The 11,564-nt window shown below is 36.7% G+C and carries 12 protein-coding genes and 1 other RNA gene; 10 read left to right on the top strand and 3 right to left on the bottom strand.

Going from position 1 to position 11,564, the window contains the following annotated elements; translation table 11 throughout:
* Position 1: 1 nt before the first annotated feature.
* The 3 genes from GHT08_RS14995 to tadA form a co-directional block, all read right to left on the bottom strand.
* On the bottom strand, positions 2-1,291 hold the full coding sequence (locus tag GHT08_RS14995) for a glycoside hydrolase family 18 protein (protein WP_163582228.1): 1,290 nt from the start codon (positions 1,289-1,291) through the stop codon (positions 2-4).
* An 85-nt stretch (positions 1,292-1,376) separates the two neighbouring features.
* Positions 1,377-1,898 (bottom strand): cysteine hydrolase family protein, encoded by a 522-nt coding sequence (locus GHT08_RS15000; protein WP_163582230.1) that lies wholly within the window; start codon positions 1,896-1,898, stop codon positions 1,377-1,379.
* Between the two features lie 324 nt (positions 1,899-2,222).
* Positions 2,223-2,681, bottom strand: a complete 459-nt coding sequence (gene tadA, locus GHT08_RS15005) for a tRNA adenosine(34) deaminase TadA (protein ID WP_163582232.1) — start codon at positions 2,679-2,681, stop codon at positions 2,223-2,225.
* A gap of 446 nt (positions 2,682-3,127) precedes the next feature.
* On the opposite strand from tadA, the gene GHT08_RS15010 reads away from it, so the two are divergent.
* The 10 genes from GHT08_RS15010 to GHT08_RS15055 all read left to right on the top strand — a co-directional run bounded on the left by GHT08_RS15010 (position 3,128) and on the right by GHT08_RS15055 (position 10,922).
* Positions 3,128-4,468 carry an ABC transporter substrate-binding protein gene (locus GHT08_RS15010; protein WP_163582233.1) on the top strand — a complete coding sequence of 447 codons (1,341 nt, stop codon included), beginning with the start codon at positions 3,128-3,130 and terminating at the stop codon, positions 4,466-4,468.
* A gap of 83 nt (positions 4,469-4,551) precedes the next feature.
* A complete protein-coding gene (locus tag GHT08_RS15015) occupies positions 4,552-5,508 on the top strand; it encodes a carbohydrate ABC transporter permease (protein ID WP_163582235.1) in 957 nt (318 codons plus the stop codon).
* Positions 5,508-6,350 (top strand): carbohydrate ABC transporter permease, encoded by an 843-nt coding sequence (locus GHT08_RS15020; RefSeq protein ID WP_163582237.1) that lies wholly within the window; start codon positions 5,508-5,510, stop codon positions 6,348-6,350. The genes GHT08_RS15015 and GHT08_RS15020 overlap by 1 nt, the downstream gene beginning before the upstream one ends.
* A 97-nt stretch (positions 6,351-6,447) precedes the next feature.
* Positions 6,448-7,059, top strand: a complete 612-nt coding sequence (locus tag GHT08_RS15025) for a YesL family protein (protein ID WP_163582239.1) — start codon at positions 6,448-6,450, stop codon at positions 7,057-7,059.
* Positions 7,060-7,198: 139 nt separating this feature from the next.
* Positions 7,199-7,464, top strand: an RNA gene (gene ffs / locus GHT08_RS15030) — signal recognition particle sRNA large type.
* Positions 7,465-7,689: 225 nt separating this feature from the next.
* Positions 7,690-9,399: a DNA polymerase III subunit gamma/tau gene (gene dnaX / locus GHT08_RS15035; protein WP_163582240.1), complete on the top strand. Its 1,710-nt coding sequence runs from the start codon at positions 7,690-7,692 to the stop codon at positions 9,397-9,399.
* Between the two features lie 29 nt (positions 9,400-9,428).
* On the top strand, positions 9,429-9,752 hold the full coding sequence (locus GHT08_RS15040; protein ID WP_018933893.1) for a YbaB/EbfC family nucleoid-associated protein: 324 nt from the start codon (positions 9,429-9,431) through the stop codon (positions 9,750-9,752).
* Between the two features lie 10 nt (positions 9,753-9,762).
* The gene (recR, locus tag GHT08_RS15045; RefSeq protein ID WP_018933894.1) at positions 9,763-10,359 is read left to right on the top strand and encodes a recombination mediator RecR; all 597 of its coding nucleotides are present in this window, start codon (positions 9,763-9,765) and stop codon (positions 10,357-10,359) included.
* Positions 10,360-10,374: 15 nt separating this feature from the next.
* The gene (locus tag GHT08_RS15050; protein WP_153836297.1) at positions 10,375-10,590 is read left to right on the top strand and encodes a YaaL family protein; all 216 of its coding nucleotides are present in this window, start codon (positions 10,375-10,377) and stop codon (positions 10,588-10,590) included.
* 71 nt (positions 10,591-10,661) lie between these two features.
* On the top strand, positions 10,662-10,922 hold the full coding sequence (locus tag GHT08_RS15055; protein ID WP_018933896.1) for a pro-sigmaK processing inhibitor BofA family protein: 261 nt from the start codon (positions 10,662-10,664) through the stop codon (positions 10,920-10,922).
* The last annotated feature ends 642 nt before the right edge of the window (positions 10,923-11,564 follow it).

Below are 11,564 nucleotides of genomic sequence, written 5' to 3' on the forward strand. Positions count from 1 at the left end.
GCTATCCTCTTTTTTCTATTGTAAATTGATCTTCGAGTAACAACCAATTTTGCGGGAAGGCCAACCCTAGTTTCCAATAACTGATCCCTCGTAAGTTTTTTTCTTTAATAAGATCAAATTTAGCTTGGATGGAGCGGGCATCCTCGAACCAGACTTCATGCTCTTCTCCATTTTGAGCTGTATAATTAAAATGAGGGGCTTGTGCTTCTTCATCATACAGGATCGATTGATTGTTTTCTCTAGCTATTTGGATTCCTTGTTGTGGACTAATAGCTTGCGCCATTTCACCACCAGGTTCATAGGGAAGTGTCCAGTCATAACCATACAGATTTTGACCTAATAAAATTTTCTCTGGAGGCATTTCTGTTAAGGCATAATTAACGACGTCCCGGACAGGACCAATCGGTGAAACGGCCATCGGAGGGCCACCACTATATCCCCATTCGTATGTCATTAAGACAACAAAATCAACAATTTCTCCGTGTGCGCCATAATCATGAGCCTCATACCATTCTCCTTGTTGTTCAGCACTTGTTTTAGGTGCAAGGGCAGTTGATACCAACAATCCTTCTTGATGTAATCGAGTGGTTGCCTTTTCCAAAAAGCTGCGATAGTCCTCACGATTTTCAGGAGGTAAAAATTCAAAATCAAAATGAATATCTCCATACCCAATCTCCTGAGCAGTTTGAATAATTTGGTCGAGTAAATTATTTTGGACGGTTTCATCAGTTAAAATGATTCGACCTAATTCTGCGCTAAAAGCACCTTCTTCGAGATTGGTAACAACAAGCATCAGTGTAGCATTATGTTCGTTTGCAATAGCTGCAAATTGATTTAATGGGGGAGCACTTAAGTTTCCTTGTCGGTCTACTTGGTAGGAGAAAGGAGCTAAGTAGGTTAAGTTACCTGCATGTTTTCGCGCCGCGTTTTCCAGTGTTTCTGAGACCGTCCCTCCAGTGGGTTCAACATATGCATTGACTTCAATTGAAGATTTAGCAGGTTCTGGTATATATAATGTCATCCCGACAGAAAGTGGTTGATACATATTAATTTGATTGATACTAGCAAGTTCAGCGGCAGATATACCAAACCTTTGCCCAATCGTATATAAACTGTCACCTGGTCTGACGACATAAAAGCGCCCATAAATCGGGATAACAAGAGCTTGACCAACAACTAGTGGCAATTCGGGATCTATTTCATTTGCATTGGCAATCGATTCATAGGAAGTTCCAAATTGATTGGCGATCTGATATAAACTATCCCCCTGTTTTACTACATAAATTTGCACGAAAAGTTCTCCTTTCTAATAAAAAGATGTTCTCTATTTAATTTTATGATTAGAAAGGAGAAATAGAACAATGGGGCTTGAATATTTAGATGGGTTTCGTTTCGGCATTAAATACTTCTGCCATTAGTTTAATGGCTTCCTGGTTATGCCTTTCGGTATTCGATGCAACACAATTTTCTGGAACATGAAGTGTATAACCACGCATATGAGCATCATTGGCGGTAAAAAGCACACAAATATTCCCTGCAATGCCTGCAATCATTAAGTGCCTTATTTCTAATTGTTCTAATAAAGAACGTAATGGTGTACGAAAAAAGCCTGACATTTGAGGTTTCATAATAAAGTAATCTTCTTTGTCAGGCATTCCTTGTTCGATGATGTCTTCATTCTTTGAAGATAAACATGTCTGGGCAATTTGTTTGAAATCTGTTTCCCATGTATCATAATGATCATTAATATAAATGATCGGATAATTACGTTCTTTTGCATATTGCTTTAACCTCTTAATGTTAGGTAAAATCTTTCTCGTATTATTTAAAAGTAAATCTCCTTCATGAAATGTAAAATCATTGATTAAATCAATGAATAATACAGCTGTTTTATTCATGCTCACACCTCAGTTCTTTTGTTGTCTAGATACTTTTTCGTATGTTTAGGCTGGATCAAACTTTTGCAGGAGTATATACTCCTGTAAATGTGGATCTTCAGGTCATGCTAAAGCTAAAGGAGTCGAAACGGTCGGCCTTCGCTATACTTTTTCTACAACGAATAACAGAAAAAGATATTGGTTTTATAACCCCTATTAGTAATTTCCTATGGCATACCTTACACTTTCACTCCTGTGGGAATTGTTTGGCCTGAAGATCCACTTTTTCGAGCGGCACAGCCAATTAGCATTTAATAAAGGACCGGCAGGATTTGCAGGTTTTTCTCATCTTTTCTTTTGTCGCAATGCTTTAAAAAAGTCTGATAATAATTGACTGGACTCTTCTTCCATTACACCAGCTACTACATCTACTTGATGATTAAAACGTTCATCCTGGAGGAAATTGTACAAGGAACCGGCACATCCTGCTTTTTTATCTTTTGCCCCATATACAACACGTGATATTCTTGATTGCAATATAGCACCTGCACACATTGGACATGGCTCTAAAGTGACATATAATGTACAATCTTCTAATCGCCAACTACCTAGTACTTGATTTGCCTTATCTATTGCAAGCATTTCCGCATGAGAGTTGGTTGTCTGTAATTTTTCACGTAAATTAAATGCTGTTGCAATCACTTCTTCTTGATGAACGATTACAGCCCCAATCGGAACTTCCCCCAGTACCTCAGCCTTTTTTGCCTCTTCTAGAGCTATTAACATATATTCCTGATCTGTCATTATCATCCCACACTTTTAATATTTACTACTATAGTGCAGAAAAAAACGTGGAAGTTCAAGTCTTATAGTATTTATCTATAACCTTTTCAAATGTAATCATCTAAAAAAACTTATTAATTACCTTTTTATATGTTTGAAATCAAAAGTGAAACAAAAATATTAATTAAAGTTGTATGATTCTAGAGTATTATTTATTACGTGTACCTTTTGAGCAATCAAAGTAAATAATGGTTGATTACTTGAATACACTATCTTTTAACATGTACGTATAAATTTAACGAAAACATTAAAGTAGTTATTGACAACTGGTTAATATAATGATAATCTCTATTTAAAGATGTTATTTATGAATAACAAATTAGTAATTTAAAGCCTATCATGCATGGTAGTAAGTATAATTTTTTTGTAACATTTGAAAGCGTTTCATAAAAATAGGGGGTATTAAGATGAAGAAAAGTCTACTCATTTTACTTTTAGGTTTATTATCTGTAGCTTTAGTAGCTTGTGGCGGAGGCGGAGATGATGATTCCTCTGGTGAAGCAGAAGAAGTAGAAGTAATTGGTGAGGATCTTGAAGATGCGACAGAACTTACATTTTGGACATTCGTAGGACAACACGTTGATCTATACAGTGATGCAGCAGAACGATGGAATGAAGAAAATCCAGATCGAGCAATTAAATTAGTTGCTGAAACGTATCCGTTTGAGCAAATGCACAACAATTTATTGTTAGCGATTCAATCTGGTCAAGGTGGTCCGGATATTGCTGATATCGAAATTGGACAATTCCCGAACTATTTACAAGGGGAAGTTCAGTTAGAGCCATTGAATGAATATGTAGAGCCGGTATTAGAGAATGCGGTAACATCAAGATTTGAAAACTATGCTAAAGATGGAAACTACTATGGTCTACCTACACATGTTGGTGCAACCGTAATGTTCTATAACACAGAAATCATGGATGAAGCTGGAGTTGACATTGATGCAATTGAAACATGGGATGACTTCGTAGCAGCTGGTGAACAAGTGGTAGCAAATACAGATTCAATGATGTGGAATGTTGGAACAGAAGATTGGTTAATGGATATGTGGCCAATGATTTCACAACAAGATTCCGATGCGTTTGATGAAAATGGTGAGTTGACATTAGATAATCAAACAAATATTGATACGTTACAATTCTTGCAAGATGTTATTTATGAACATGAAATCGCTGAAGTAACACCAGGTGGTATGAATCAATCAGAAGAGTTTTATGGATACTTCTCAGATGGAGGTTCAGCTTCAGTTTTAGCTCCATTATGGTATATGGGAAGATTCTTGGATAATATGCCTGATTTAGAAGGTAAAATTGCGATTCGTCCGATGCCAGCTTGGGAAGAAGGCGGAAAACGCTCTGCTGGTATGGGTGGAACAGGTACAGTTGTAACAAATCAATCTGAAGATGTAGAACTAGCAAAAGAATTTTTAGCATACGCGAAGCTTAGTGAAGAAGGTAATATTAATCTTTGGACAGTGTTAGGATTTGATCCACCACGCTGGGATACTTGGGAAAGTGAAGAAGTACAAGCAGATAACAAATATTACGATTACTTCGGAGATGGAATCTTTGACATGCTTCTAGATGTGAGAGATGACATCAATCAATTGAACTTTACGGAAAATACGCCAGATGTAATCAGTGAGTTCCATACAAATGTTACACAACAAACAATTCGTAATGATTCTCAAACACCTCAAGAAGCACTTGAGCAGGCTGCAGAAGCAGTAAGATCAGAAATGGAATAATATGTTTCACTATCATTTTAGGAGACAGATTAGATACATGAAATCTGTCTCCTAAAATAGGTAAATCAAAAGGAGGTATTATCGTGTCATCTCCAGGTCAAGGATCTAATGCAAGTGCCAGCTTAGAAAAAACAGCATATAAAGAACCAAACAAGTTTTTAAGATTCTTAAATTCAAAAAAAGTAGTTCCCTATATTTTTGTTTCACCATTTATTTTGTCTTTTTTAATCTTAACACTTTATCCCGCTATTCACGGGATCATCATGAGTTTTCAAAGTATATTGCCAGGGCAAGTTGAATTTATTGGATTAAGAAACTACGAGCGGGTATTTAATCCTAATTTCTATAAAGCGTTATCCAATACAACGATCTATGTAATACTGACCGTTATTATCTTAACGCTTGTTCCAATGCTTTTAGCCATATTACTAAACTCTAAATTAGTAAAATTTAAAACAATTTTTAGAGCCTCTATTTTCATTCCAGCTTTAACTTCAACCATTGTTGGTGGTATGATTTTTAGGTTAATGTTTAGTGAGGCAGATTCGTCTGTAGCTAATCAAATTGTAAACTTTTTAGGGATGGAATCGATTGACTGGCGCTATAATGCTTGGTCTGCGATGTTCCTAATGGTGATCTTAGCTTCATGGCGGTGGATAGGTGTCAATGTCTTATATTTCTTAGCACAGCTTCAAAATATATCCGATGAATTATATGAAGCAGCGGATATTGATGGTGCTAGTGCATTTCAGAAATTAAGATATATTACCATTCCACACTTAAAACCGATTACGATTTTTGTTAGTACAATTACGATCATCAATGGATTTAGAATGTTTGAAGAAAGTTTCGTCTTCTGGGAAACAAGTTCACCAGGGAATATCGGTTTAACGGTAGTAGGTTACATCTATCAACAAGGGATCGGGCAAAACGATATGGGATTCGGTTCTGCTATCGGGGTTGTCCTCATGTTAATAATCTTTGTTATTAGTATTATTAACTTAATAGCAACAGGTACGTTCAAACGAGGTGATGAATAATGGATACCAACAAGAAAAATAGTGGATTGACGTGGGTAGCCACTGTTGGGTTTGCGCTCATCTCATTAATCATATTATTTCCGATTATTGGATTGTTGATTTCGTCCTTTCGACCATCATCAGATCTAATGCGAGATGGCATTACATTTAGTATTGATTTTAGTCAATTAAACATGGATAACTATATGTATATCTTCCAACAAGCTGCTTCTTATTGGAGCTGGTATGGGAACAGTATAATTATTTCGGCATTGACAATTGTACTATCTTTATTCTTTTCGTCGATGGTTGGTTATGCGTTGGCTGTTTACGATTTTAAAGGAAGAAACTTATTCTTCGTATTAGTATTATTGATTCTAATGATTCCGTTCGAGATACTAATGCTTCCTTTATATCAAATGATGGTAGGTGCACAGTTAGTGGATAGTTATTTTGCAGTAGTTCTTCCGTTAATCGTCGCGCCTGTTGCAGTATTCTTCTTCCGGCAATATGCTACAGGTCTGCCAACAGCATTGATGGACGCAGCGAGAATAGATGGAAGTACTGAATATGGGATATACTTTAAGATTATGCTTCCTTTAATGGGGCCTTCGCTGGCAGCAATGGCGATTTTGCAAGGACTAGCTAGTTGGAACAACTTCCTATGGCCGTTGCTTGTATTGCGTTCAAATGATATGTTTACACTTCCGATTGGATTAGCGACACTACTAACTCCATATGGGAATAATTATGATATCTTAATCGCAGGATCTGTTTTAACTATTATTCCAATCGTTATTCTGTTTATTTTCTTCCAACGTTACTTTGTTGCAGGATTAACGTCTGGCGGTGTAAAAGGATAACAGATTGTCTACTAGTTGAAAGCCATAGTATGCTACGAAGACTATGGCTTTTTTTCGTGTTATAATAGTAGTAAAGTGCAGAAGGATGGCTTAAATAATGAACGGCAAATTTATAACAACAACATTAGATAAAGTATTTGTATGGACAACTAAATTAGCATTGTTAAATATACTTTGGATAGCTTTTACCTTAATAGGATTAGGTGTTCTCGGTGTGTTTCCAGCAACAGCTGCAGCACTTGGAGTAGTTAGAAAGTGGTTAATGGGTGATAAGGATATCCATATTTGGTCGACCTTTAAAAAGGTATACAAAGAGGAATTTAAGTACGCGAATATGATCGGCTGGATTCTTACGATTATTGGCTTTTTGTTCTATTTAAATTTTCAGGTCATAAGCAGTTCCCAGGAAGAGATACTATTTGTTGTCCCATTTATCTTCTACTTCCTTTTATTTCTTTATTTCACTATGGTAATCTGGGCATTTCCACTTATTGTTCATAACTATGCTTCTGTTATTCAACAATTAAAAAATGCATTAATTATTGGAATATCCAAAATCCATATTACGATTACAATCATGTTACTGATGTTTTCCACTATGTTTTTTTCATTGGAATTTCCGGTGCTTTTAGTTTTTTTTACGTTTAGTTTACTGGCGTTGATTTGGATGTGGCTAACCCTTCGAGTGTTTGTGAAGGTTTTTCAGTAGTGGAAAGAATAAAACGGTTATGGGTGAAGTTAATATGGTAGAAATTAGATGTTGTTTTCGATTGCATTTTCTCTAAAAAAAGGTTATACTAATATTTGCGCTTTTAAATTGAGCGCAATTGAATATGTTAGTAAATTTGCCGTGCTAGGTGGGGAGGTAGCGGTGCCCTGTACTCGCAATCCGCTATAGCGAGACTGAATGCCTTGCTGAGGTGCCATCACTTTAAGGTCTGCCTTAAGGGAGTAGTGTTGACACTCGGGTCCTGCGCAACAGGAACTCGTGAACCATGTCAGGTCCGGAAGGAAGCAGCATTAAGCGAATTCTCCTGTGTGCCGCAGGGAAGCCTGGGTCGAGCTATCAACTTGAGTAACGCTTGAGGTGATGTCATCGAAGCTTGGTGCACGGCGTTAAATAAAAAGATTCAACCTCTTGTAATTATACAAGAGGTTTTTGTTATTAGAGGTTGAATGTAAACTGCCCAAAGAATTACAATATTCAAATAAAGTGTCCGTAAGCTTGATCAAAGAGCAGATAGAAACGTCCTACTCAATTATTACTCGTTTTTCGAGCTTGGATTTGATACAATAAAATGAGGAAGAAATCGATGATTATTAGTAAAGGGGATCAGTTATGGGCTATCAAGCATTATATCGTGTCTGGCGTCCACAGAATTTCGAAGATGTAGTAGGACAAGTACATATTACACGTACCTTACAAAATGCGATCATGCAAGATAAGTTTACCCATGCTTACCTTTTTTCAGGTCCCCGAGGTACGGGAAAAACAAGTGCGGCTAAGATATTTGCCAAAGCAGTTAACTGTCAGAATGGGCCATCCTTAGAGCCATGTAATCAATGTGATGCATGTATCGGGATTCAGGATGGCTCAATTTCAGATGTGGTAGAAATTGATGCAGCTTCCAATAATGGTGTTGAACAGATCCGGGATATTCGTGACAAAGTAAAATATGCCCCAAGTGCGGTAACGTATAAAGTGTATATTATTGATGAAGTTCATATGCTATCCATTGGTGCGTTTAATGCATTGTTAAAGACATTAGAAGAACCACCTAAACACGTTATCTTTGTGCTAGCGACAACGGAGCCACATAAAATTCCGTTAACCATTATCTCGAGATGCCAACGATTTGATTTTAAACGAATCGCTCAATCGGCTATGGTTGATCGTATGAAGAAGATTATTGAAGCGGAAGAAATTGCTGTGACAGATGAAGCGTTAGAGGCGGTTGCCTTATCTGCTGAAGGCGGTATGCGTGATGCATTGAGTTTGTTAGATCAAGCTATTTCTTACAGTGAAGATCAAGTAACAATTGATGACGTACTCGCTGTAACTGGATCTGTTTCACAAGCTAAATTGGCAAAAGTCGTCAGTGCCATGCATATAAATGAAGTGAAAGCAACATTACTGGAGATTGACGGGATGATCCAGGAAGGTAAGGATCCTGGCCGTTTTGTTTTTGATCTTATCTACTATTTGCGTGATATATTGTTATATCAGACGGCTCCATCTCTCGAAAATGTTCTGGAGCGGGCAATTGTTGATGAGTCTTTTAAAGAATTATCAGGAAAGCTTGATGCTGAATGGATTCAAATGGCAATCAAAGAATTGAATCAGTGTCAGCAGGAAATTAAGTGGACTAATAGTCCGAAAGTTTTTATTGAGGTAGCTGTATTAAAAATTTGTAATCAAGAAACTGGTGCAAAAGCAGATGTTGCTTCAATTCCTGCAGTAGAACAGTTAAATGAAAAGATTCAAAAATTAGAACAGCAACTGATGAACATTCAGAAACAACCAAGTCAAGCTGCACAAACAGAAAGAAAGCAGCCTGCACCGAAACGAAGTACATCAACGAATCGTAATGGTTATAAAGTACCTTATGACAGAATTAGGCATGTTTTGAATGACGCTTCTAAGACTGCGATTCAAAAAGTTAGATCGCAGTGGCCTGCTTTTATGGAGGCTTTAAAGAAACAAAGTGCCCCGGCACATGCGACCATACAAAATAGTAAGCCGAGTGCAGCGTCAGAAGATATAATTATTATTGCTTTTCGATATGAAATTCACTGTTCACTTGCATTAGAACATAAACAAACGATAGAATTAATGTTATCTGAGGCTATCGGGCAGAATGTATCTTTTATTCCAATTCCAGAAGCAGAATGGACTAGTTTACGTGAAGAATATGTGCGTAAACAAAAACAACAAGATGACGGTGCGGATGAATCGGATAGCTCTTCATCATCAGAAGAAGAAGGAGATCCGGTAGTAGATGCTGCCAGGGAGTTAGTCGGTGATGACTTATTAGAAATACATGATTAAAAAATAGATCTTTATTAGGAGGGTTTTCCATGCGTGGTGGAGGAAACATGAATAAAATGATGAAACAAATGCAGAAAATGCAAAAGGATATGATGAAAGCTCAAGAAGAGTTACAAGAAATGACGTTTGAAGCTACCGCTGGTGGTGGAATGGTAAAAGTAGTAGCGAATGGAAAGAAGGAAATTACCGATATTGAAATCAAGGAAGAAGTAGTAGACCCAGATGATATCGAAATGCTTCAAGACCTTATCTTAGCAGCTACAAATGAAGTGCTTAAAGAAGTAGAAGATAAAACAAATGATACGATGGGCAAATTTACTAAAGGATTAAATTTACCTGGAGGCATGTTCTAGGAGGGTTCTCATGTATTATCCCGAACCGATATCAAAGCTGATTGACAGCTTTACCAAACTGCCAGGAATCGGTCCAAAAACTGCCGTTCGCCTGGCTTTTTTTGTCTTAAATATGAAAGAAGATGATGTGTTGGACTTTGCAAAAGCGCTCGCCAACGCAAAACGTGAATTGACGCATTGCAGTACATGTGGGCATATTACAGATCAGGATCCGTGCGCCATTTGTCAGGATGACATGCGTGACCAGTCTTTAATATGTGTTGTGCAAGATCCAAAAGATGTCATTGCAATGGAAAAAATGAAAGAATTCAATGGTAAGTATCATGTCTTACATGGTGCAATATCTCCAATGGATGGGATTGGTCCAGAAGATATTAATGTACCCTCATTGATTAACCGATTAAAAGATGAAGGAATAAAAGAATTGATTTTAGCAACAAACCCGAATATTGAAGGTGAAGCAACTGCGATGTATATCTCAAGATTGGTGAAGCCTTCGGGTATAAAAACTACACGAATTGCTCATGGTCTGCCAATGGGAGGGGATTTAGAGTATGCCGATGAGGTAACACTCTCCAAAGCATTAGAAGGCAGAAGAGAAGTGTAATAGTAGGTGAAGAATATGTTTCGTTCCAAAAAAATAAAAAAAGCAGAACTAGATCAAGAATTTTTAGATAAAATATTTCATTTAAAAAAGGAATGGAATTATTTAGAGGATATTTTGAATCGAAGCATTGAGCCAAGTGAACACGGTCAATTTGATTTAGCAATGACAAAGGCAAAATACTTTTATTTGCTAAGAGAAGCTAAAGTACGAAATTTATCTGCTATTAAATAGTTTTGCTTCTATTTCTTGTTTTCTCTTCATATAGATAGAGTAATATTTTATATGTTAAAGGGGACAAGTATATGAATTGGTGGATTATAGCAGGAATAGTAGTATTAATTGTTATTTTGCTAACGAAAGGAATTCCGGTGAATTTCGTTAAAGGTAGTGGGCAAGTTGTGATGAAAGTTACGGTTGGTGTTTTATTTCTGTTCTTCTTTAACTTGTTTGGTGCATCTTTTGGATTGCATATACCTATCAATGTTTTTACAGCGGTGATTGTCGGAATGTTAGGTATTCCAGGGATTGCTTGTTTAACTGCTATCAGTGTTTTTGTTATTTAATCATATGAATATTAGAAATAGCTCTTCTATTATAGGAAGAGTTATTTTTTTGATGAAAATTAATTACAAAGCTTCACATAATCCATATACTCTGAAATAACTTTGGCATGAATTTGCTCTCTTCCATATGGCATTTTGATGAGTGCTGCCATACGCTAATAATGATTGCGCACAAGTTTGGGGGCAAGGGATTACTCCAACAGTTAAAAGGCATGGAGATTTGCTGGGTGAATCTTCGTTGCCATTCTATGAATTTGTAGTTAGGCTGTATGCTTTTCACTACAATCCATATGAACAAGGAGAAGCATACGCACTAGACAATCAGTATGTAGAAAAGTGGAGAAGATAGCAAGAGAAAGCTGGGGAGAGACATACACTTGGGTGCAAATTTAATTCTATTATACCAAGGGGATTTTTCAACACTTCCCCTTGGAATATATTTCTAACGAATTTCCTCTTGCATAATAATTAATCGCCGTGTTATATTATTAATTGTCGCTGAAAACGACAGGACAAAAAACATCTCGGACAACTTTAAAAAAACAAAAAAAGTTGTTGACATTAAATGAATGAGATGGTATGATATAAAAGTTGTCGCAAAAAAAGACAGCAAGCTTTGATCTTTGAAAACTGAACAAAACA

It is taken from the genome of Gracilibacillus saliphilus, assembly GCF_010994085.1.
Taxonomy (GTDB): domain Bacteria; phylum Bacillota; class Bacilli; order Bacillales; family Amphibacillaceae; genus Gracilibacillus; species Gracilibacillus lacisalsi.

Coding starts and splice junctions, on each gene's coding strand:
- GHT08_RS15000 (WP_163582230.1), bottom strand. CDS start 1,898: ATGAATAAAACAGCTGTATTATTCATTGATTTAATCAATGATTTTACA.
- tadA (WP_163582232.1), bottom strand. CDS start 2,681: ATGACAGATCAGGAATATATGTTAATAGCTCTAGAAGAGGCAAAAAAG.
- GHT08_RS15010 (WP_163582233.1), top strand. CDS start 3,128: ATGAAGAAAAGTCTACTCATTTTACTTTTAGGTTTATTATCTGTAGCT.
- GHT08_RS15020 (WP_163582237.1), top strand. CDS start 5,508: ATGGATACCAACAAGAAAAATAGTGGATTGACGTGGGTAGCCACTGTT.
- GHT08_RS15025 (WP_163582239.1), top strand. CDS start 6,448: ATGAACGGCAAATTTATAACAACAACATTAGATAAAGTATTTGTATGG.
- dnaX (WP_163582240.1), top strand. CDS start 7,690: ATGGGCTATCAAGCATTATATCGTGTCTGGCGTCCACAGAATTTCGAA.
- GHT08_RS15040 (WP_018933893.1), top strand. CDS start 9,429: ATGCGTGGTGGAGGAAACATGAATAAAATGATGAAACAAATGCAGAAA.
- recR (WP_018933894.1), top strand. CDS start 9,763: ATGTATTATCCCGAACCGATATCAAAGCTGATTGACAGCTTTACCAAA.
- GHT08_RS15050 (WP_153836297.1), top strand. CDS start 10,375: ATGTTTCGTTCCAAAAAAATAAAAAAAGCAGAACTAGATCAAGAATTT.
- GHT08_RS15055 (WP_018933896.1), top strand. CDS start 10,662: ATGAATTGGTGGATTATAGCAGGAATAGTAGTATTAATTGTTATTTTG.